The following is a 20,551-nucleotide window of genomic DNA, read 5'->3' as shown; positions in this document are numbered from 1 at the left end:
GACTAGTCATACGCCACTCTGGCCCGATGCAGACTCGCCCCACCGTCGTCGCGCTGCTCGCCGGCCTCCTCGTCGCGGTCTCCGGTGCCCCGTCGGCCTCGGCGTCCGTCACGCCGGCTGGTGACCCCCCGTACTCGCGGGACTCGCCCCGCACCTCTCACAAGCGGCTGGCGCCCACGACCGGCAGCCCGCTCCTCGGTCTGCAGGGGCGCGGGTTCGGTCACGGTCGTGGCATGTCCCAGTGGGGAGCACGAGGAGCAGCTGAGCAGGGACTGACCTTCACGAAGATCCTCGGCTTCTACTACCCCGGCACGACCCTGGGGTCGGTCGGCGACCCGACGATCCGGGTCCGCCTCACCGCGATGACGGGCCAGCCCACCACGGTGGCGGCCGAGGCACAGCTCACGCTCACCGACGGCGCCTGCACGGCTCCGCTCACCCGGCCCGGCGCGACCTCGTGGCGGGTCCTGCGCAGCGGCAGCCGCTGGCAGGTGCAGGGGTTCTGGACCAGCGCGACGGGGACCGCCGGGTGGTGGGGCTTCCCCACTCCCTGCACGGGGTTCGGCACCGCGGCAGGGCTGATGTTCGTGGGTGACGGGTCGGTGGCCGGCTCGGTGCTGACCCTGCGCACACCGGGTGGCAACCGTGACTACCGCGGGGGGATGCGGGCCACCACGGACAACCGACCGGGTACCGGGCAGGTGATCACCGTCAACCACCTGTCCACCAACCGGTACCTGCAGAGCGTGGTCCCCGCCGAGATCCCCGCGTCATGGCACCCGGAGGCCGTGAAGGCACAGTCCGTCGCCGCGCGCTCGTACGTCGCGGCGAGCCTGGGCAAGCCCTATTCGAGCGACATCTGCGACACGACGACCTGCCAGGTCTACCCCGGGCTCACGACGTCCCTCCCCGCGACGACGGCGAGCAATGCCGCCGTGGCGGCGACGACGGGCCAGATCCTGCGATACGGCTCCCAGGTCGCCTTGACGGAGTTCGGGTCGAGCAACGGCGGCCACATCACCGGTTCCTCCCTGCCCTACCAGGTGGCCAAACCGGACCCGTATGACGGCGCCGTGCCCGGCGCCCCGACCACGTGGAGCAGGAAGGACGTCACGGCGAGCGTGATCCAGGCCCGGTGGTCCACGATCGGCACGCTCCGGTCGCTGGCCTTCGCCCGCGACGGCAAGGGCGCCTGGTTCGGAGGACGCGTGACCCGGGTGACCCTGACTGGCTCGTCGGGCTCGGTCACGCTGACGGGAGAGGCGTTCCGCTCCGGACTGGGACTGCGGTCCACCTATTTCGGCACGATCGCCGCCTCGGTGGGTGGGGGCTTGGCCGGAAACGGGTTCGCCGACCTCGTCGTGGTCGGTCTCCTCGTTCGCGACACGGCAGGCACCGTGTCGCGCCATCCCGGCGCGGGCAGCGCCAGCTCGAGACCACGGGTGGGCAAGCGGACCGGGCGCGCGAGCTGATGCTCGGGAGCTGACGGCCGCCGCTCCCGAGCGAGAACCCTCGCGCAGGAATGAGAGGGTTGACGGGTGGACGTCAGCACGATCAGGGCCCTCGCCGCCCCGGATGGGCAGGAGCTGCTCCGGTCGCTGCCTCCCTACAGCGAGGCCACGGTCCTCAGCGTCCAGGAGCGGCTGCGCCGCGCCGGTCACAGCCCCGAGCTCGCGGGGGCCGCCCTGACCCAGCAGCGGCTGCGCGCCAGGGCGCAGGCGAAGTTCGGTGAGTTCGCCGCTGACATGCTGTTCACCCCGGACGGGCTCGAGCAGGCGACGCGGCTGGAGGTCGCCGTCGCGCACGCCCACCGCTTCAGCCGGGCCAGCCTGGCCACGGTCCACGACCTCGGCTGCGGCATCGGTGCCGACGCGGTGACGCTGTCGTCGCTGGGGGTGACCGTGCACGCGGTCGACGCCGACCCGGTCACCGCCGCCGTGGCGGACGCCAACCTCCGTCCATGGCCCGACTCCCGCGCCCGCGTCGGTCTCGCCGAGGAGGTCGACGTCGGGATCGACCCCGGCCGCAACCGTGTCGGCGCCTGGCTCGACCCGGCCCGACGCACGCGTGGCGTCGCCGACATCACCGGCCGGACCCGCCGCACCTTCAGCCTCGCCGAGATCTCGCCCCCGTGGGACTTCGTCCAGCAGGTTGCAGCCGCGGTGCCCGCGACGGGGGCCAAGCTCAGCCCAGGGCTCGACCACGCGGCGATCCCGGTCGGGACCGAGGCGCAGTGGACGTCGTGGGCCGGTGACGTCGTCGAGTGTGCGATCTGGTGGGGCCCGCTCACCCTTCATCGGGGGCGCACCGCCCGGGTGATGGGTCCCGGCGCGACCCCGGCCGTCGTCGACGAGTCGATGGCCGATCCGGTGGTCCCGCTCGCGGGCTCCCTGGCCGACGTCGGCACGTGGCTGCACGACGTCGACCGCGCCGTCATCCGGGCCGGCCTCGTCGGTGCGGTCACGCGGGCGACCGAGGGGGTGGAGTCCGACGAGGGCACCGGCTACGTCCTCACCTCGCGCGACGTCACGCGTCCCTGTACCCGCCGGTATGCCGTCCACGAGGCGATGCCGTTCACCGTCAAGACCCTGCGTGCGTGGCTCCGCGAGCACGGGGTCACCGGCCTGACGATCAAGAAGCGCGGGATCCGGCTCGACGACGAGCAGCTGCGTCGTGACCTGAAGATCGGCAACAGTGCCGGGAGTGGCGAGCAGGCGACCGTCGTGTTGACGCGAGTGGGTGGCTCGCCCACCGCCCTCATCGTCTCCCCCGCCTGACCGCCCCGCCCCCCGGTCAGAGGACCGGGTCGACCTGGGCGCCCTCGTGGCGCACCGCCGCGGCGCCGGCCGCCAGCGCCGCCTCGAGGGCCGCGGGTCGGTCCGCGCCGGCCGCCAGGGCCGCCGCCAGGGCGCCGCAGAACGCGTCGCCCGCCCCCGTCGTGTCGACGACGTCGGCTGCGGTGACGGCGTGGGCGGGTGTGGCGGCGCCGTCCCAGGTCACCCCGTTGGCGCCGAAGGTCACGAGCAGCGACCCGGGCTCGATCCCGGACTCCGCGAGCGCGACCATCTCGTGCTCGTTGGCGACCACCGGGTCGGCAAGGGCCACCACGTCGGCCGGCAGGGCGGCATACGGTGCGGTGTTGAGGACGACCCGCGCGCCCCGGTGAGCGGCGCGGCGGGCGGCGCTGCACACGACCGGCAGCGGGACCTCGAGCTGGAGGAGGAGCACGTCACCGGGACCGAGGTCGTCCACTGCGTGGACCTCGGCGTCACCCAGCGACGCGTTGGCGCCGGGGATGACGATGATGCTGTTCTCGCCGTGGTCGTCGACGGCGATGAGAGCATGGCCGCTGGCCACACCGTCGACGACGCGCACGCGGGTCACGTCGATCCCCCTGTCCTGAAGACGATCTCGGTGTGCCGTCCCGCCCGCGTCGTCCCCGACGCACCCGACCATGAGCACCTCGGCGCCAGCGGCGGCCGCGGCGACCGCCTGGTTGGCGCCCTTGCCCCCGGCGAGCCGGCTCAGGCCGTCGCCGAGGAGGGTCTCGCCCGGGCGCGGGTGGCGCTCGACGCGGGTGACGAGGTCGACGTTGAGCGAGCCGAGGACCATGACCCGGCCCATCAGCGGCCGCCCGTGACCGTGTCGAGCCAGAGCCGCGCGACCCGGGGCCCGTCGATCTCGAGCGCCACGTCGACCTGCGCGTGGGCGAGGCCGTGCGGGTCGTGGGCGAGGTCGCCGGACCAGTCCCGGGTGTCGACGATGGTGCGCCCCCTCGTCCAGGTGCCCGCGAGCTCGACGCGGACCGGGAGCCGCTCGGTGCGCACCGCGCCCGGGTCGATGACGACGGCCACCGCACCGGCGTCGCCGATGGTGGCGCTGTCGGTGCCGAAGCGGTGGCTCATGAAGCGGACCAGCCCGCCGGCCAGCGCCCCGGGGCCGCGCTCGTCGAGGGCCGCGAGCACCCCGGCCTCGGCGAGGGTGACGCGGGGCCCGTAGAAGACGTCGAGCCCGTACATCGTCACCGGCACGTCGTGGTCGGCGCTCGCGTCGAGCACCACCGCCGTGGCCTCCGGGTCGTGGAAGACGTTGAACTCGGCGGCGGCGGTCGCGTTGCTCACCTTCGCGCCGCCGCCCATGAAGACGATCCGCCCGAGCCGCGCGAACGACTCCGGGTACATCCGGGCGAGCAGCGCGATGTTCGTCATGGGCGCGAGCGGGACGAGCGTCACGGGGTCCCCCGCCGCGTGGCCCTCCTCGATGCGGTCGCGGAGCAGGTCGACGGCGTGGCGGGGGTCGGCGGTGGTCGTCGGGGCGGGCCAGCCGAGGTCGGCCATCCCGTCGTCGCCGTGCACGTGGCGGGCGTCCACCGGGCGCTCGAGCAGGGGGTGTGAGGCTCCGGCGCCGACCGGCACGTCGCCGCGCCCGCAGGCCTCGAGGACGGTGAGCGTGTTGCGGACGACGTCAGGCAGGGGGGCGTTGCCCCCGACGCAGGTCACCGCGCGCAGGTCGAGCCCGGGGTGGCGACTCGCGAGGATGAGGGCGCACGCATCGTCGACGCCCGTGTCGACGTCGAGGATGACGGGGGTGGGCATGGACCGAGGGTATGCCGTGCGTCGGCTAGCGTCGCTCCCGTGACGTCGCGCTCCACCTCCTCGCCCCTCCCCCGCCTGACCGCCGCCGTGGCCGCCTCCCTCGTCGGGCTGCTCGCGGCCGGGTGCGGCGGCGGCGCGACGGACGACCGCTCCTCGGGGACGACCTCGGGAAGCGCCACCGGAGGCGTCACCGGGAGCGCGACGGGCACGGCCCCGCCGACGGCCGGCGGGTCCATCGCCCCGAGCCCGTCCGGGTCCGCCGGAGGTCCCGTCACCGCCGGCGAGTGCGCACGCGAGAAGGCCGCCGGGCTCACCGAGGAGCAGGCGCTCGGCCAGCTCATGATGGTCGCCTTCGACACGGCGGCGCCGCGGACCGCCCTCGACGGCCTCATCGCCGAGCAGCACGTCGGCAACGTCATCTACCTCGGGGGCTGGGACGGCGCGGCGCGGGTCAAGGAGACGAGCACCCACCTCCAGGAGCAGGCCACGGACACCGCGACGGCCGGCATTCCGCTGCTCCTCGCGGCCGACCAGGAGGGCGGCGAGGTGCGCCAGCTGCGGGGCGCGGGATTCACCGCACCCCCGTCGGCGAAGGTGCAGGCGCAGATGTCGGCGCCCGAGCTCACCGCCGCCGCCACGACGTGGGCCCGCGAGCTCAAGGCCGTCGGTGTCAACGTCAACCTCGCCCCCGTCACGGACACGGTCCCCGCCGAGATCGGCCGGGCGAACGAGCCGATCGGGAAGTTCGGGCGCCAGTACGGCTCGGACCCCGGCACCGTGACGAAGGCGTCGACGGCCTTCCTCCAGGGCATGATCGACGGCGGCGTCATGGGCACCGTCAAGCACTTCCCCGGGCTCGGCCGGGTCGCGCGCAACACCGACTTCAACACGACCGGCATCACCGACACGGTGGCGACGAAGGACGACCCGTTCCTCGCACCGTTCGCCGCAGGGGTGAAGGCGGGGGCCGGGCTGGTCATGGTGAGCTCGGCCCGCTACCCCGGGCTGGACCCGACGAAGACGCAGGCGATGTTCAGCACGCCGATCATCAACGGGCTGCTCCGCGGCCAGATGGGCTACGACGGGGTCGTCGTCACCGACGACATCAACGCCCAGGCCGTGCGTTCGATCCCCGTCGCGCAGCGGGCCGTGGACTACGTCGAGGCCGGCGGGGACCTCCTGCTCACCGGCGACCCCGAGTCGGTGGCGCCGATGGTCGACGCGCTCGCCGCCCGGGCCCTGGCCGACGAGGGCTTCGCGACCCTCGTCGACACGTCGGTCCTGCGGGTGCTGGCCCTCAAGGAGCGGATGGGCCTCATCCGCTGCGGCTGAGTCGGGTCACTCGCGCGCAGGCACGTCGATCTCGCGGGCACATGGCGCCGCAGCGACCTGTGCCGTCGGGAACGACAGGGCACGACGAGAGCGACCCGACAGCCGCTGCGCGGGCGACCCTCAGGACTGGACCTGGGTCACCGGCATCGACGAGTCGGCGGGCAGGTCGAGGCGTGAGGCCTCCCGGCCCTTGAGCACCATCTGGGCGCCGAGCGCGGCGACCATCGCGCCGTTGTCGGTGCACAGCCCGGGCCGCGGCACCCGCAGCTCGATGCCGGCCGCGTCGCAGCGGGACTGCGCCATCTCCCGCAGCCGCGAGTTGGCGGCGACCCCGCCTCCGATCTGCAGGTGCTGGGCGCCGTGCTCCTTGCAGGCCAGCACCGCCTTGCGGGTGAGCACGTCGACGACGGCCTCCTGGAACGACGCCGCCACGTCGGCGACCGGCACCGGCTCACCGGCGGCCTCGCGCGCCTGCACCCAGCGTGACACCGAGGTCTTGAGCCCGGAGAAGGAGAAGTCGAAGCGGTGCCGCTCCATGTCGCGTCCGGTGGTGAGGCCCCGGGGGAAGTCGATGCTCACCTGGCCGCCGCGGGCCTCGCGGTCGATGTGGGGCCCGCCCGGGAACGGCAGGCCGAGCACACGCGCCACCTTGTCGAAGGCCTCGCCGGCGGCGTCGTCGATGGTGGAGCCGAGGCTGCGGATGTCGTTCGTGACGTCGGGGACGAGCAGGAGCGACGAGTGCCCGCCGGACACGAGCAGCGCCAGCGTCGGTTCGGGCAGCGGCCCGTGCTCGACGATGTCGACGGCGACGTGCGAGGCCAGGTGGTTGACCCCGTAGAGCGGGATGCCGAGCGAGAGCGCCAGCGCCTTGGCCGACGCCACGCCGACCATGAGCGAGCCCGCGAGGCCCGGGCCGGAGGTCACCGAGATCGCGTCGAGGTCCTTGAGGGCGACGCCGGCCTCGCGGCAGGCGCGCTCGATCGTCGGCACCATCTCCTCGAGGTGGGCCCGGCTGGCGACCTCGGGCACGACGCCACCGAAGCGCGCGTGGTCGTCGACACTGCTCGCGACGGCGTCGACGAGCAGCGTCTCGCCACGGACGATGCCGACACCCGTCTCGTCGCACGAGGTCTCGATGCCCAGGACCAGCGGCTGGTCGCTCATGACCCAGCACCCCTCTCCCCCAACAGCTTGCGCATGACGATGGCGTCGACGTCGCCCGGCTGGTAGTAGCGCCGCCGGACGGTGAGCACCGCGTAGCCACGCCGGTCGTAGAGCGCCCGCGCCGGTGCGTTGTCGGCCCGCACCTCGAGCATCATGGCCTCGGCCCCACCGGCTGCCGCGCGCGCCTCGAGCTCGTCGAGCAGGCTCTCGCCGAGCCCGGATCCGCGGTGCCCGGGCGCCACCGCGACCGTCATGAGGTCGGCGACCTGGCCGCCGTGGTCGATGCCCGCGTATGCCGCCAGCTCACCGTCGCGTTCCACCGCGACGTAGTCGCGGCGCGGGCGACCCGCCAGCTCGCCCCACCACGAGGCCTCGGTCCAGGCGTCGTCGGGGAAGGTCTCGGTCTCGAGCCGGACGAGCTCGGGGATGTCGGTCCACGACATCTCGCGCAGGGCGCTCATCGGGCCGCCCGCTCGGCGGTCGTCAGGGCGTCGGGACGGCGCAGGTAGAGCGGCTCCACCGGCATCTCCTCACCGTCCCGGACCCGCTCCACCGCGAGACGCGCGAGGACGGCGGCGTCGACGTCGAGCACCGGGACGGGGTTCGGGAACAGCTCGGGCCACAGGACCGGGCCGCGACCGACCGTGGGCAGCGAGCGCACGTCGTCGGGCAGGTCCGCCGGTCGCTCGACGGACGGGAAGGTGAGCCGCTCCGCGCGACCGGAGCGGACGGCATACCGGGACCAGTAGACCTCCTTGCGGCGGGCATCGGTCGCGATGAGCAGCTCGCCGTCCCCCACGGCCGGTGCGGCCTGGGCGGCGAGCACGTCGAGGCTGCAGATGCCGTGCACGGGCACACCGAGAGCATGGCCCATCGTTAGGCCGGTGACGATGCCGACGCGCAGCCCGGTGAAGGGTCCCGGGCCGTTGCCCACGGCGACCGCGGTGAGGTCGGACGGGGTGAGGGCGGCCGAGGTGAGGCAGGACGCGATGAGCGGGCTGACCCACTCCGTGTGGGCGCGCGGGTCGAGGTGCGACGCCGCGGCGAGGACGCGGGTGTCGTCGTGCAGCGCGACGGTGATCGCGGACGTCGACGTGTCGATGGCGAGGATCAGCACGGTGCGCCGGCCTGCCAGCGGTCGCCGTGGCCACTGACCGAGACGGTGCGGGCCTCGGTCTCGGGGTCGGCCTCGAGCACGACCTCGAGCCGGTCCTCCGAGAGGTCCTCGGCAAGCCCGTGGCCCCACTCGACGACGGTGACGCTGTCCTCGAGGGAGGTGTCGAGGTCGAGGTCGTCGAGCTCGTCGAGGCCGGCCAGCCGGTAGGCGTCGACGTGGACGAGGGCGGGCCCGCCCACGAGCGAGGGATGGACCCGGGCGATGACGAAGGTCGGCGAGGTGATCGGGCCGCGCACCCCGAGGCCGGCGGCCAGCCCCTGGGTGAGGGTGGTCTTGCCGGCGCCGAGCCCGCCGGTGAGGATGACGAGGTCACCGGGGCGCAGGCTCGCACCGAGGCCCTCACCGAAGGACCGGGTGTCCTCGGCCGTCGCCAGCACCCGAGCGGTCACGATGACACCGACTCCGGGGCCGTCGCGCCCACCGCGCCTGCCGCGCCCGCGTCCGCGTCCGCCGACGCCGATGCCGACGCAGAGCCCGAGGCCCTGGATCGGGTCTTGCTCTTGGCCTTGCCCCTGGTCGCGGTCTTCGCCCGGGACCGCCGGACCTCGCGGCCCTTGGCGATGTCGAGGACGACCCGGCGCACCCGCGGCTTCTGCTGGACGCTGAGCCCGGCCGCGATGTCCGCCTCGGCGCGGTCGACGAGGGCGAGGATCTGCCCGGTGACGACCTCGGGGTGCTCGAGCATGATGAGGTGGCCCGCGTCGCGGACGATGACGTGCTCGGAGCCGGGGAGGCGCTCCACGATCTTCTCGCTCTGGGCCGGTGGCGTGAGGAGGTCCCCCTCGCCGTTGACGACGAGCACCTCGGTGTCGGCCAGCGTCGCGAGGGTGGCGAGCTCGTCGTGGGTCTGGATCGCCTGGATGAACGCCGCCATGACCTCGAAGCGGGTCGAGAGGATGAGGTCTCCGGTGAACCGGATGAGCCCCTCGCTGACGGGCGAGTCGTAGGAGAAGCGGTCGACGATGACGTCCTCGATGTTGCGCCCGAGACGCCGTACCGGGGCGAGCCAGCGCTGGTGGGGCGCCAGCCGGGACAGCAGCCGTGGGCCGACCTGGCCGATCGCCCGCCCAACCAGCGGCCCGAAGCCGAGGTCGGTGAGCCCCTCGCCACCGGCGGCCGTGGCGATGAACGCCACGGCGATCACCCGCTCACGGACGAGGTCGGGGTGGTGGCGCGTCATGGCCATCGTCGTCATGCCACCCATCGAGTGGCCGACGAGGACGAGCGGGCCCTCCGGGCAGGCCGCGTCGATGACCGCGCGCAGGTCGTGGGCGAGCTGGTCGATCGTCGAGTGTTCGATGTCCGAGACCTCGGACTCGCCGTGGCTGCGCTGGTCCCACAGCACGACCCGGTAGCCGGCCTGCGTGAACGCCCGCCGCTGCAGCACCCACGAGCGCAGGCTGAGGCAGAAACCGTGCGACATGACGATCGTCGGCAGGTCGGGGTCCAGGTCGGCCGGGGTGTCGATCTCGACGTGCAGGTTGAGCCCGTCGGTCGCGATGACCTTGAGGACCTCGTCGGCCGTGTGAGCGAACCCGTCGCGCGGGTCCAGGCTGCTGAGCCGGCGACGCTCGGCGGCCGCCCGGTCCGCGGCGACCCCGGCGGCGGCCGCACCGGCGGCGGCAGCAGCGGCAGCCCCGAGCCCGATCGCCTTGCCGACCCCGGCCATCAGGCGCCACCTCCGACGACGACGCGCGGCAGGCGCCCGCTCATGCGGGTGACGATCTCGTAGTTGATGGTGCCGATCGCCGCCGCCCAGTCCTGCGCGGTCGGCTCGCCGTCGGCGCCGCGGCCGAGGATGACGACCTCGTCACCCGCGGCACCGGCATACTCCGGACCGAGATCGAGGACGAACTGGTCCATGCAGACCCGGCCGGCCACGGTGAGCCGCCGGCCGTCGACGGCGACCGGCCCGACCGAGCCGGCGTGGCGGGGGATGCCGTCGGCGTAGCCGACGGGCACGAGCCCGAGCATCGTGTCCGCGGTCGTCGTGTAGGCGTGCCCGTAGCTCACGCCCTGCCCGGCGGGGGCGTGCTTGACGAGCGCGAGCCGGGCGGTCACGCGCATCGCCTCGCGCAGTCCGAAGTCCTCGGGCGCGCCGAGGTCAGGCACCGGCGACAGGCCGTAGACGGCCAGGCCGGGCCGGACGAGGTCGAAGTGCGCGTCCGGGTTCGTCAGCGTGGCGGCGGAGTTCGCGAGGTGGCGCACCGACGGGCGTATGCCGGCCCGCTCCAGCTCGGCGACCGCCTCGACGAACCGCTCGCGCTGGTTCAGGACGGTCGGGTGCCGGGGGGCGTCGGCGAGGGCGAAGTGCGACCAGACCCCGACGAGCTCGACGGCGCCCTCCGCGACGACGGGCCCGAGGGCGCGTACGAGCTCGGTCCACCCCTCGCCCAGGGCCCCGTTGCGCGCGAGACCGGTGTCGACCTTGGCGTGCACCCGGGCCACCCGCCCGCGCTCGCGGGCCGCGGCGACGACGGCGTCGAGCGCCCACGGCGCCGACACGGAGACGTCGAGGTCGGCGTCGATGGCCGCGGCGAAGTCCGCTCCGGGCGGGTACAGCCAGGTGAGGGCCCGCGTCGTGACCCCGGCGGCCCGCAGCTCCAACGCCTCGGACAGCTGCGCGACACCGAGCCAGGTGGCGCCACCCGCGACGGCCGCGCGGGCGCTGTGGACGAGCCCGTGGCCGTAGGCGTCGGCCTTGACGACCGCCATGACCTCGGCGCCGGGAGCCCGTCGGACGAGCTCGCGCACGTTGTCGGAGATCGCGTCGAGGTCGATGGTGACCCACGCCGAGGCACCCTCGGGCGGCGCGGCGGTGACGGGGGCGGCTGACGTGGTCATGACGCGGTCAAGTCTAGGTGGGCCCCGCCTGCGTCAGCCTCAAGGGTCGCTGGAGCAACCGTCCACGCTGACGTCACGGTGGTGGGGCCCCGCAACGTCAGCGTCAAGGGTCGTTAGAGCAACCGTTGACGCTGACGTTGCGGGTGGGTCAGTGGCGGGTGAGGAGGTGGGCGACCGTGTCCGGTATGCCGTGGGCGACCCGGAGCGCCCGCACGGGGCCTCCCGCGCTCACCCGGTCGGCGGCCACGCCGTGGACGAGGGCGCCGAGGGCGCCGGCGTCGGCGGGGTCGAGCCCTGCGGCGAGCAGCGTGCCGATGAGACCCGCGAGGACGTCGCCCGCTCCCGCCGTCGCCAGCCACGGCGGGGCGTCGGCCTGCGACCGCACCGGGGCCCCCGGGTCGGCGGGGACGACGAGCGTCGTCGACCCCTTGAGCAGCACCGTCGCTCCGGTGCGCTCGGCCAGGGCCCGGGCGTGGCGCAGCGGCTCGGCCTCGACGGCGGCGCGCTCGACCGTCGCGTCCAGACCGCCGAGGCGGGTGAGCAGCGTGGCGAGCTCGCCGGCGTGCGGCGTGAGGAGCGTGGCCCGCCCCCGGCGGGCCGCGATGACGTCGTCGTCGACGAGGTCGAGCCCACCGGCGTCGACGAGCACGGGCTCACGCGAGGCGAGCGCCCGCCGGGCGACGTCGAGCTGCGCCGGCGCATCGTCGTCAGTGGCGTCGACGTCGAGCCCGGGTCCGACGACCCACGCCTGGACCCGACCCTCGGCGTGGACCGCCTCGGGGACGGCGGCCCGGACGAGTCCCGTGGATGTGGGCGTGCCGACGTAGCGGACCATGCCCGCACCGGCCTCGACCGCCGCCGTGACGGCCAGCACCGCCGCACCCGAGAACGCCTCACCGCCGGCGACGACGCCGACGACCCCCCGGGAGTACTTGTCGTCCTCGGGACCGGGCACCGGCCACAGGTCGACCACGTCGTCGAAGGTGAGTCGCACGACGGCCGGCGGGCGCTCGAAGGCCAACCCGATGTCGACGACGGTGAGCAGGCCGCACGCCTGCTCCGTGGGCGGCAGGAGGTGCACGGGCTTGGCCACCGAGAAGGTCACCGTCTCGTCGGCGAGCACCCCGTCGGGGTCGAAGCCGGTGCCGTCGGCGGCCTGGCCCGAGGGCAGGTCCACGGCGATGACGTGGGCGTCGTCGGGGATGGCGGCGACCCAGGCCGCCGACGCCGACGGCAGCCCCGGCCGTCCACCGAGACCGACGATGCCGTCGAGGACGATGTCGGCCTCGGCGACGTCCTCGAGCGCCTCGGCGCCGGAGACGATGACCACGCCGGCGGCCCGCGCCGCCTCCAGCGCGCCCGCGTGGACGTGCTCGGGGTCGAGGGCCGCCGCACAGCTGACGCCGGCCTCGGCGAGGCGCGCCACGGCATACAGGGCGTCCGCGCCGTTGTTGCCGGCGCCGACGAGGGCCACGACGGTCTCGGCGCCCAGCTGGTCCACCCGCGCCGCCACGACCTCGGCGAGGCCCCGGACGGCTCGGGCCATGAGCTCCCCGGAGGCGAGCTCGTCCGCGAGGGCAGCCTCGGCGGCATACACGTCATGCGCGGACCAGGCCTCGATCACGGTCATTCTCCTCCGACGACGACGGGTGGGTCAGGACTCGGCGATGACGACGGCGGAGGCGATGCCCGCGTCGTGGGACAGCGAGACGTGCACGGTGCGCACACCGAGCGCCTCGGCCCGGGCGGCGACGGTGCCCCGCATGACGACGTGGGGGCGGCCGTCCTCGCCGCGCTCGATCGTCGCGTCGGTCCAGTGCAGGCCGACGGGGGCGCCCAGCGCCTTGGCCAGCGCCTCCTTGGCCGCGAAGCGGGCCGCGAGCGAACGCATCGGCAGGCCGCGCTCGACCTCGGTGAACAGGCGCGTGCGCAGGCCCGGCGTGCGCTCCAGCGTCTCCGCGAAGCGCGCGATGTCGACGACGTCGATCCCCGTCCCGACGATCATCGGTCGGTCATCACTCGACGGTGACGCTCTTGGCGAGGTTCCTCGGCTGGTCGACGTCGAGGCCCTTGGCGGTCGAGAGGTGCAGGGCGAAGACCTGCAGCGGGACGACCGTGAGCAGCGGCTGGAGCAGCGGCGAGGTCCGCGGGACGCGGATGACCTCGTCGGCGAAGGGCACGACGTCCTCGTCGCCCTCCTGCGCGATGACGATGGTGCGGGCCCCGCGGGCGCGGATCTCCTGGATGTTGGAGACGACCTTCTTGTGCAGGCCGTGCGGGCTGTCCGGGCCGGGCACGACGACGAAGACGGGCAGGCCCGGCTCGATGAGCGCGATCGGGCCGTGCTTGAGCTCGCCCGCGGCGAACCCCTCGGCGTGGATGTAGGCGAGCTCCTTGAGCTTGAGCGCGCCCTCCATGGCCACCGGGAAGCCGACGTTGCGGCCGAGGAAGAGCACCGAACGGGTGTCGGCCATGAACCGCGCGATCTCCTGGACCCGGTCCATCGTGCCGAGGAGGTCCTCGATCTTGGCGGGGACCTCGTGCAGCTCCTTCATCACGGCCTGGGCGTCGTCGGCGAACGCACCGCCGCGCAGCTGCGCGAGGTAGAGCCCGAGGACGTAGCACGCGGTGATCTGCGCGAGGAAGGCCTTGGTCGAGGCGACGGCGATCTCGGGGCCGGCGTGGGTGTAGAGGACCGCGTCGGACTCCCGCGGGATCGTCGAGCCGTGCGTGTTGCACACCGAGATCGTCAGGGCGCCGAGCTCGCGGGCGTGCTTGACCGCCATGAGCGTGTCCATGGTCTCGCCGGACTGGCTGATCGAGACGACGAGGCTGCGCTCGTTGACGATGGGGTCGCTGTAGCGGAACTCGTGGGCGAGGCACACCTCGACGGGGATGCGGGTCCAGTGCTCGATGGCGTACTTGGCGACCATCCCGGCGTAGGCGGCGGTGCCGCACGCGACGACGGTGATGCGGTCGACGTTGCCGAGCTGCTCCTCGCTGATGCGGAGCTCGTCGAGCACGAGCCGGCCGCTCTCGTCGGTGCGGCCGAGGAGGGTGTCGCCCACGGCGTGCGGCTGGTCGAAGATCTCCTTCTCCATGAAGGTCGCGTAGCCGCCCTTCTCCGCGGCGGCGGCGTCCCAGGTGACCTCGTAGGCCTTGCCCTCGGCGGGGCTGCCGTCGAAGCCGATGACCTCGTGGCTGTCCGGGGTGATCGTGACGATCTGGTCCTGACCGAGCTCGAGGGCGTGGCGGGTGTAGCCGATGAAGGCCGCGACGTCGGAGCCGAGGAAGTTCTCGCCCTCGCCGAGGCCGACGACGAGCGGGCTGTTGCGACGCGCGCCGACGACGACGCCGGGCTGGTCGGAGTGCACGGCGAGGAGCGTGAAGGCGCCCTCGAGCCGGTTCACCACCTGGCGCATCGCCGACGTGAGGTCGCCGGTCTCGTCGAAGGCGCGCCCGACGAGCTTGGCCGCGACCTCGGTGTCGGTCTCGCTGCGGAAGTCCACGCCCTCGGCGAGGAGCTCCTTCTTGAGGGAGTGGAAGTTCTCGATGATCCCGTTGTGGATCAGCGCGAGCTTGTCGTCGTTGCCGCCGTGGTGCGGGTGGGCGTTGCCGTCGGTCGGGCCGCCGTGGGTGGCCCAGCGGGTGTGGCCGATGGCCGTCCGGGACGGGCTGAGCGGGCTGGACTCGAGGGCGCCACGCAGGTTCTCGAGCTTGCCGGCGCGCTTCTCCGACTCGACGCCGTCCTCGGTGACCATGGCGATGCCGGCCGAGTCGTAGCCGCGGTACTCGAGGCGCGCGAGGCCTTCCATGACGACGCCCTCGGCGCGGGCGTCCATGGTCGTGCCGACATATCCGACGATTCCACACATGGCCGCCAGCGTAGTGGCTCGCCCGCCCCACCCCGAACTGCCGGACCGCGCGCCCGGGACGGCGTATGCCGTCCGCCCGCCGTCGCGTGCGCCACAATGGCGCGCGTGTCTGTCACACCCGCAGCTCCCGCCCCCGGGCCGGAGTCGACGGCGCCGCTGCCGTCGCCCTACCTCGACTTCACGCGCGAGGCGTGGGCGGCCCGACGCGACGACCAGCCGCTGAGCCTCACCCCCGACGACGTCGCCCGGGTCACCGGTCTGGGCGACCGCGTCGACCTGCACGAGGTCGAGCAGGTCTACCTCCCGCTGTCCCGGCTGCTCGCCTTCTACGTCAACGCCACCGCCGGGCTGCACCGCGTCACGACCGACTTCCTCGGGGAGCGCCCGGCCAAGGTCCCGTTCGTCATCGGGGTCGCGGGTTCCGTGGCGGTGGGCAAGTCCACGACGGCGCGGGTCCTGCGCGAGCTGCTGCGCCGCTGGCCGCAGACCCCCCGGGTCGACCTCATCACCACCGACGGCTTCCTGTGGCCCAACGCCCACCTCGAGTCACGTGGGCTGCTGCAGCGCAAGGGCTTCCCCGAGTCCTACGACCGTCGCGGGCTCCTGCGCTTCGTGGCCGACGTCAAGTCGGGGGTGCCGAAGGTCTCGGCTCCGGTGTACTCGCACCTCACCTACGACATCGTGCCGGGCGCGGAGATCGTCGTCGACCAGCCCGACGTGCTCATCGTCGAGGGGCTCAACGTCCTCCAGCCGGCGACGGTGCGGTCGGACCGCAGCACCCGCCAGGTGCTCTCGGACTACTTTGACTTCTCGGTCTACGTCGACGCGCCGGTCGACCAGCTGCGCACCTGGTACGTCGAGCGGTTCCTCCGGCTGCGCGAGACGGCCTTCGCCGACCCGGACTCCTACTTCCACCGCTACGCGGCGCTCACCGACGACGAGGCCCGCGAGACGGCCGGGGGGATCTGGGAGCGGATCAACGAGCCGAACCTCGTCAAGAACGTCCTGCCGACCCGCGACCGCGCGACCCTCGTGCTCACCAAGGGCGGCGACCACAAGGTCACCGGCATCCGCCTGCGCCGTCTCTGAGGAGGGGGCTCCGACGATCAGGCGCTGACGAGCAGGCTCCGCCGAGCAGGCTCGGACCGCGGTGGACCGACCGCTCAGTACCAGTGCGGGTAGCGGTTGTTCCAGAACTCCCACGCGCCGCAGGGGCTGCCGTAGGACTCCTCGATGTACCAGAGGCCCCAGGTGATCTGGGTGATCGGGTTGGTGCGGTAGTCGGCGCCGAACTTCGCCATCTTGCTGGCGGGAAGGCTCTGCGGGATGCCGTAGGCACCCGAGGACGAGTTCTCCGCCGTGTGCTTCCACGCGCTCTCGCCCTCCCACAGGAGGTTGAGGCACCGCCACTGGCTCTCGCCCCAGCCGTGGTCGGCCAGCATGGCCTTGGCAGCCGAGCGCGGGTCGGCCTGCGCCGCGGCGACCGCGGAGGTGCGGGCCTTGTCGCGAGCGACCTTCTGGGCGGCGGCGGCACGGGCCTTGGTGAGGGCGGCGGTGCGCGCCTGGGCGGCCTTGGCGGCGGCGGCGTCGGCGGCGGCCTTCGCCTTGGCCTTCGCGGCGGCTTCGGCCTGGGCCTTGGCGCTCTGCGCGGCCTTCTGCGAGTTCACCCCGGCACGCTCCTGCGAGATGCGGGTGCTGTCGCTGACGCTCTCGTGGGCGGACCGGGCGGCCTGCGCGATGGCCGAGGCGCTCAGCGTGAAGGGCTCGGTGTCGGCGACGGCGTCGTTGGCGCTGACCCCGACCGCTCCGGTGCCGACGAGGGCCAGCGCGAGGCCGGCGGTCACAGCCGGGCGCCGGGCGACGCGGATGGCGCGGGTGAGGGTTCGCTCGGATGGGCGCGCGTGGCGCCCACGGTGCTGACCGCGGTACCTGCTGCTCATGTGACGTGTCCCTTCCCGGACGCAGAACAGCCCAACTGACGAAGCAGTCGGGCTGCGTTACCAAATCGAGACCTAATCTACGCGACCGGCCCCCGAGAGCCAAACCGGGAGGCGCCCCTGAGGTGACCCACGACGGAGGTATGCCGTCCGCACCGGACGGGGCGGACGGCATACCTGCTGGTCAGGAGGGGCGGCGGCGGCTCAGAGGTCCCCGTGCTCGGACTCGAGCAGGTCGGTGACGAGCGCCGCGATCGGGCTGCGCTCGCTGCGGGTCAGCGTGACGTGGGCGAAGAGCGGGTGGCCCTTGAGCTTCTCGATGACCGCGGCGACGCCGTCGTGCCGGCCGACCCGGAGGTTGTCGCGCTGGGCGACGTCGTGGGTCATGACGACCTTGGAGTTCTGGCCGATCCGGGAGAGGACCGTGAGGAGGACGTTGCGCTCGAGCGACTGGGCCTCGTCGACGATGACGAACGCGTCGTGGAGCGAGCGCCCGCGGATGTGGGTCAGCGGCAGGACCTCGAGCATGCCGCGGTCGAGGACCTCCTCGACGACCTCACGGGAGACGAGCGCCGAGAGCGTGTCGAAGACGGCCTGCCCCCACGGGTTCATCTTCTCCGACTCGGACCCGGGCAGGTAGCCCAGCTCCTGGCCACCGACGGCGTAGAGCGGGCGGAAGACGACGACCCGGCGCTGCTGGCGCCGCTCCATGACCGCCTCGAGGCCTGCGCACAGGGCGAGCGCCGACTTGCCGGTGCCGGCCCGCCCGCCGAGGCTGACGATGCCGATGTCGGGGTCGAGCAGGAGGTCGAGGGCGATCCGCTGCTCGGCACTGCGGCCGTGCAGCCCGAAGGCGTCGCGGTCGCCCTTGACGAGGCGGACCTGCTTGTCGGCGCCGACCCGGCCCAGGCCGCTCCCGCGCGGCGAGAGCAGCTTGAGCCCGGTGTGGCAGGGCATCTCCGCGGCGGCGAGGTGCTCGAGCCGCCCGTACTCGTAGAGGTGGTCCATCTCCTCGGTGGTCACCTCGACCTCGTCCATCCCCGTCCAGCCGGAGTCGACGGCGAGCTCGGCGCGGTACTCCTGCGCCTCCATCCCGCAGGCGGACGCCTTGACCCGCATCGGCAGGTCCTTGCTGACGATCGTCACGAGCCGCCCCTCGTCGGCGAGGTTGCGCGCGACGGACAGGATGCGGGTGTCGTTGTCGCCGAGGCGGAAGCCCGCCGGCAGCGACGACGGGTCGGTGTGGTTGAGCTCGACCCGCAGCGTGCCCCCGTCGTCACCCACCGGCACCGGCGCGTCGAGGCGACCGGCCGAGATCCGCAGGTCGTCGAGCAGGCGCAGTGCGGTCCGGGCGAAGAACCCGAGCTCGGGGTGGTGGCGCTTGGCCTCGAGCTCGGTGATGACGACCACGGGCAGCACGACCTCGTGCTCCTTGAACCGGAAGATGGCGCGCGGGTCCGAGAGCAGGACCGAGGTGTCGAGGACGTACGTGAGCATCGCCGGCTCGGCGACCGTGGCGCTCTCGCGCGTGGACTGCCGGGGGCTCCCGGCAGTCGTGGACGGGGCGGAAGCGGTGGATCGCGAGGTCGTGGCCACGGTGGGGCTCCTAGGCGCGCACGCTCAGCGGTGCGCTGACTCGAAGGTGTGGATCCCGTTCGGCCCACTGCCACGAGCAGGGAGCCGGGTGGGTCCCTCCTCCGGAGCGTGGTGCTCCATGCGATGGGCCTCCCGTAGCGCATCAGGGTGACGCGCTGAGCCCGACGCTACGACCGGGCCGCGGCCGGGTGGGTGGACGCGACCCGGCGTGTCGGTGGCCTTCTCGCAGTGTTTCGCCCGACGAGCGGGACGGGTGTGACGGGGGTGACTGGTGTGACGGATGCGACCGTCGTGGCTCGCTCAGGAACCGAAGCGCCGGTGCCGCTCGCCGTATGCGCGCAGCGCCCGCAGGAAGTCCACCTTGCGGAAGTCGGGCCAGTAGGCCTCGCAGAAGTAGAACTCCGAGTGGGCGCTCTGCCACAGGAGGAAGCCCCCCAGCCGCTGCTCCCCCGAGGTGCGGATGACGAGGTCGGGGTCGGGCTGGCCCCTCGTGTAGAGGTGCTCGGCGATGTGCTCCACGTCGAGCAGCTCGGCGAGCTCCTCGATCGTCGTCCCCCGGTCGGCGTGCTCGAGCAGCAGCGAGCGCACGGCGTCGGCGATCTCGCGGCGCCCGCCGTAGCCGACCGCGATGTTGACGAGCATCCCGTCGACGGCGCTGGTGCGGGCCACCGCGGCCTCGAGCCGGTCGCGCGTCCCCGGCGGGAGCAGCGAGAGGGCCCCCACGGTGTGCAGCCGCCACCGGCCGGTGTCGGCGAGCGCGTCGACCGCCCGCTCGATGATCGCGAGCAGCGGCGCGAGCTCGCTCTCCTCACGGGCCAGGTTGTCGGTGGAGAGCAGCCAGAGGGTGACGAGCTCGACGCCGACCTCCTCGCACCACCCGAGCAGGTTGGCGATGTTGTCGGCGCCCGCCTGGTGGCCCTCGCTCGTCCCGGCGCCGCGCGCCTTGGCCCACCGCCGGTTCCCGTCGAGCATGACGCCGACGTGGCGCGGGACGCTCTCGGGCCCGAGCTGCTTGGCCAGACGGCGCTCGTATGCCGTGTAGAGGACATCGCTGAGCGCCATGCCGTCACCGTACCGCTGGGTCCCGGCCGGCGACGGAGGGCACTTCTCCTGGCTCCGAACCTACGCAAACGTAGGTATCGTGGTCCCCATCATGAGCAGACGAGGCGAACCCCGCACCCTCGAGGCGATCGACGCCATCGAGGAGCGGGTCGACGCCGTCCTCGAGGCCGTCAAGCCCAAGCTGCGCGGGTGGCTGCACCTCGCCATGGCGCCGATCGCCTTCATCGGCGGCCTCGTCCTCGTCGTCCTCGGCGACACGGTCGAGGCGCGCGCCGCGGCCGCGGTCTTCACGGTGACCGCCGTCCTCCTCTTCGCGATGTCGGCCGTCTACCACCGCGGCGACTGGTCACCCCGGTGGGGCACCGCCCTCAAGCGGATCGACCACTCCAACATCTTCCTCGTCATCGCCGGCAGCTACACGCCCTTCGCACTGCTGCTGCCGACGAACCAGATGCGCACGCTGCTCGCGATCGTCTGGGGCGGGGCTCTGCTCGGCGTCGCCTTCAGGCTGCTGTGGGTCCACGCGCCCCGCTGGCTCTACGTGCCGGTGTACGTCGCCCTGGGCTCAGTCGCGGTGTTCTTCCTCGGGCCGCTGCTCCGTCACGCCGGGACCACGGTCGTGAGCCTCGTCGTCGCCGGGGGCATCCTCTACACCGTCGGCGCGGTCGTCTACGGGATCAAGCGCCCCAACCCGTCCCCGCGGTGGTTCGGGTTCCACGAGATCTTTCACACCCTGACGATCCTGGCCTTCGTCACCCACTACATCGCCGCGTCGATCGCGCTCTACGACCGCGTCTGACTCGCCCGCCGCCGCGGCTGCCTCGGCGGCCTTCTGGCGGTAGGACATCCGCCGCAGCCGGGCGTTCATGTTGCGCATGAGCAGCCACAGCGAGATGGCGAGGAAGACGAAGGCGAGGAACGCCCACAGCCCCGGTGCCGCCTGCTGGCTCGGCGTGAGGTCCGCGGCCG

The 20,551-nt window shown here is 73.4% G+C and carries 19 protein-coding genes; 5 read left to right on the top strand and 14 right to left on the bottom strand.

Annotated features, from left to right (window positions below):
• Window positions 1-26 precede the first annotated feature (26 nt).
• Window positions 27-1,472 carry a SpoIID/LytB domain-containing protein gene (locus tag AC3EU2_RS11690; RefSeq protein ID WP_488176470.1) on the top strand — a complete coding sequence of 482 codons (1,446 nt, stop codon included), beginning with the start codon at window positions 27-29 and terminating at the stop codon, window positions 1,470-1,472.
• Between the two features lie 66 nt (window positions 1,473-1,538).
• Entirely contained in the window at window positions 1,539-2,777 is a 1,239-nt protein-coding gene (locus tag AC3EU2_RS11685; protein ID WP_488176469.1) for a THUMP-like domain-containing protein, read from the top strand.
• Between the two features lie 16 nt (window positions 2,778-2,793).
• Here the strand turns inward: AC3EU2_RS11685 and AC3EU2_RS11680 are convergent, their stop codons facing one another.
• Complete coding sequence (locus AC3EU2_RS11680) at window positions 2,794-3,624, bottom strand: PfkB family carbohydrate kinase (protein ID WP_488176468.1); 831 nt, start codon at window positions 3,622-3,624, stop codon at window positions 2,794-2,796.
• On the bottom strand, window positions 3,624-4,595 hold the full coding sequence (locus tag AC3EU2_RS11675; RefSeq protein ID WP_488176467.1) for a nucleoside hydrolase: 972 nt from the start codon (window positions 4,593-4,595) through the stop codon (window positions 3,624-3,626). The genes AC3EU2_RS11680 and AC3EU2_RS11675 overlap by 1 nt, the downstream gene beginning before the upstream one ends.
• Window positions 4,596-4,634: 39 nt before the next feature.
• Between AC3EU2_RS11675 and AC3EU2_RS11670 the strand changes: the two genes are divergently transcribed.
• The gene (locus tag AC3EU2_RS11670; protein WP_488176466.1) at window positions 4,635-5,927 is read left to right on the top strand and encodes a glycoside hydrolase family 3 N-terminal domain-containing protein; all 1,293 of its coding nucleotides are present in this window, start codon (window positions 4,635-4,637) and stop codon (window positions 5,925-5,927) included.
• Between the two features lie 120 nt (window positions 5,928-6,047).
• Here the strand turns inward: AC3EU2_RS11670 and tsaD are convergent, their stop codons facing one another.
• The 9 genes from tsaD to glmS form a co-directional block, all read right to left on the bottom strand.
• Window positions 6,048-7,091 (bottom strand): tRNA (adenosine(37)-N6)-threonylcarbamoyltransferase complex transferase subunit TsaD, encoded by a 1,044-nt coding sequence (gene tsaD / locus AC3EU2_RS11665; RefSeq protein WP_488176465.1) that lies wholly within the window; start codon window positions 7,089-7,091, stop codon window positions 6,048-6,050.
• Window positions 7,088-7,552 (bottom strand): ribosomal protein S18-alanine N-acetyltransferase, encoded by a 465-nt coding sequence (rimI, locus tag AC3EU2_RS11660; protein WP_488176464.1) that lies wholly within the window; start codon window positions 7,550-7,552, stop codon window positions 7,088-7,090. The genes tsaD and rimI overlap by 4 nt, the downstream gene beginning before the upstream one ends.
• Window positions 7,549-8,208 carry a tRNA (adenosine(37)-N6)-threonylcarbamoyltransferase complex dimerization subunit type 1 TsaB gene (gene tsaB / locus AC3EU2_RS11655; protein ID WP_488176463.1) on the bottom strand — a complete coding sequence of 220 codons (660 nt, stop codon included), beginning with the start codon at window positions 8,206-8,208 and terminating at the stop codon, window positions 7,549-7,551. Before tsaB ends, rimI begins: the two co-directional genes overlap by 4 nt.
• Window positions 8,202-8,657: a tRNA (adenosine(37)-N6)-threonylcarbamoyltransferase complex ATPase subunit type 1 TsaE gene (gene tsaE / locus AC3EU2_RS11650; RefSeq protein ID WP_488176462.1), complete on the bottom strand. Its 456-nt coding sequence runs from the start codon at window positions 8,655-8,657 to the stop codon at window positions 8,202-8,204. The genes tsaB and tsaE overlap by 7 nt, the downstream gene beginning before the upstream one ends.
• On the bottom strand, window positions 8,654-9,937 hold the full coding sequence (locus AC3EU2_RS11645; protein WP_488176461.1) for an alpha/beta fold hydrolase: 1,284 nt from the start codon (window positions 9,935-9,937) through the stop codon (window positions 8,654-8,656). Before AC3EU2_RS11645 ends, tsaE begins: the two co-directional genes overlap by 4 nt.
• Complete coding sequence (alr, locus tag AC3EU2_RS11640; RefSeq protein ID WP_488176460.1) at window positions 9,937-11,112, bottom strand: alanine racemase; 1,176 nt, start codon at window positions 11,110-11,112, stop codon at window positions 9,937-9,939. The genes AC3EU2_RS11645 and alr overlap by 1 nt, the downstream gene beginning before the upstream one ends.
• 148 nt (window positions 11,113-11,260) lie before the next feature.
• On the bottom strand, window positions 11,261-12,736 hold the full coding sequence (locus AC3EU2_RS11635) for a bifunctional ADP-dependent NAD(P)H-hydrate dehydratase/NAD(P)H-hydrate epimerase (protein ID WP_488176459.1): 1,476 nt from the start codon (window positions 12,734-12,736) through the stop codon (window positions 11,261-11,263).
• Window positions 12,737-12,766: 30 nt separating this feature from the next.
• Complete coding sequence (locus AC3EU2_RS11630; RefSeq protein ID WP_488176458.1) at window positions 12,767-13,117, bottom strand: holo-ACP synthase; 351 nt, start codon at window positions 13,115-13,117, stop codon at window positions 12,767-12,769.
• Between the two features lie 10 nt (window positions 13,118-13,127).
• Window positions 13,128-14,987: a glutamine--fructose-6-phosphate transaminase (isomerizing) gene (gene glmS / locus AC3EU2_RS11625; protein ID WP_488176457.1), complete on the bottom strand. Its 1,860-nt coding sequence runs from the start codon at window positions 14,985-14,987 to the stop codon at window positions 13,128-13,130.
• Between the two features lie 96 nt (window positions 14,988-15,083).
• Between glmS and coaA the strand changes: the two genes are divergently transcribed.
• Window positions 15,084-16,076 carry a type I pantothenate kinase gene (gene coaA, locus AC3EU2_RS11620; RefSeq protein ID WP_488176456.1) on the top strand — a complete coding sequence of 331 codons (993 nt, stop codon included), beginning with the start codon at window positions 15,084-15,086 and terminating at the stop codon, window positions 16,074-16,076.
• Between the two features lie 74 nt (window positions 16,077-16,150).
• Here coaA and AC3EU2_RS11615 read toward each other — a convergent pair whose 3' ends face one another.
• The 3 genes from AC3EU2_RS11615 to AC3EU2_RS11605 form a co-directional block, all read right to left on the bottom strand.
• A complete protein-coding gene (locus AC3EU2_RS11615) occupies window positions 16,151-16,927 on the bottom strand; it encodes an aggregation-promoting factor C-terminal-like domain-containing protein (protein WP_488176455.1) in 777 nt (258 codons plus the stop codon).
• 201 nt (window positions 16,928-17,128) lie between these two features.
• Complete coding sequence (gene phoH2 / locus AC3EU2_RS11610; RefSeq protein WP_488179479.1) at window positions 17,129-18,421, bottom strand: RNA 5'-3' helicase PhoH2; 1,293 nt, start codon at window positions 18,419-18,421, stop codon at window positions 17,129-17,131.
• A 399-nt stretch (window positions 18,422-18,820) separates the two neighbouring features.
• Window positions 18,821-19,582, bottom strand: coding sequence for an isoprenyl transferase (locus AC3EU2_RS11605; RefSeq protein WP_488176454.1), 762 nt, complete (start codon window positions 19,580-19,582; stop codon window positions 18,821-18,823).
• Window positions 19,583-19,673: 91 nt separating this feature from the next.
• On the opposite strand from AC3EU2_RS11605, the gene trhA reads away from it, so the two are divergent.
• Complete coding sequence (trhA, locus tag AC3EU2_RS11600) at window positions 19,674-20,381, top strand: PAQR family membrane homeostasis protein TrhA (protein ID WP_488176453.1); 708 nt, start codon at window positions 19,674-19,676, stop codon at window positions 20,379-20,381.
• The last annotated feature ends 170 nt before the right edge of the window (window positions 20,382-20,551 follow it).

The organism is Knoellia sp. B-D-2 (assembly GCF_057714695.1).
The sequence above is the reverse complement of the archived record's forward strand: the minus strand, read 5'-3'. Positions and strand labels throughout refer to the sequence as shown.

Coding starts and splice junctions, on each gene's coding strand:
- AC3EU2_RS11690 (WP_488176470.1), top strand. CDS start 27: ATGCAGACTCGCCCCACCGTCGTCGCGCTGCTCGCCGGCCTCCTCGTC.
- AC3EU2_RS11680 (WP_488176468.1), bottom strand. CDS start 3,624: ATGGGCCGGGTCATGGTCCTCGGCTCGCTCAACGTCGACCTCGTCACC.
- AC3EU2_RS11675 (WP_488176467.1), bottom strand. CDS start 4,595: ATGCCCACCCCCGTCATCCTCGACGTCGACACGGGCGTCGACGATGCG.
- tsaD (WP_488176465.1), bottom strand. CDS start 7,091: ATGAGCGACCAGCCGCTGGTCCTGGGCATCGAGACCTCGTGCGACGAG.
- rimI (WP_488176464.1), bottom strand. CDS start 7,552: ATGAGCGCCCTGCGCGAGATGTCGTGGACCGACATCCCCGAGCTCGTC.
- AC3EU2_RS11645 (WP_488176461.1), bottom strand. CDS start 9,937: ATGGCCGGGGTCGGCAAGGCGATCGGGCTCGGGGCTGCCGCTGCTGCC.
- alr (WP_488176460.1), bottom strand. CDS start 11,112: ATGACCACGTCAGCCGCCCCCGTCACCGCCGCGCCGCCCGAGGGTGCC.
- AC3EU2_RS11630 (WP_488176458.1), bottom strand. CDS start 13,117: ATGATCGTCGGGACGGGGATCGACGTCGTCGACATCGCGCGCTTCGCG.
- glmS (WP_488176457.1), bottom strand. CDS start 14,987: ATGTGTGGAATCGTCGGATATGTCGGCACGACCATGGACGCCCGCGCC.
- coaA (WP_488176456.1), top strand. CDS start 15,084: ATGGCGCGCGTGTCTGTCACACCCGCAGCTCCCGCCCCCGGGCCGGAG.
- AC3EU2_RS11615 (WP_488176455.1), bottom strand. CDS start 16,927: ATGAGCAGCAGGTACCGCGGTCAGCACCGTGGGCGCCACGCGCGCCCA.
- phoH2 (WP_488179479.1), bottom strand. CDS start 18,421: ATGCTCACGTACGTCCTCGACACCTCGGTCCTGCTCTCGGACCCGCGC.
- AC3EU2_RS11605 (WP_488176454.1), bottom strand. CDS start 19,582: ATGGCGCTCAGCGATGTCCTCTACACGGCATACGAGCGCCGTCTGGCC.
- trhA (WP_488176453.1), top strand. CDS start 19,674: ATGAGCAGACGAGGCGAACCCCGCACCCTCGAGGCGATCGACGCCATC.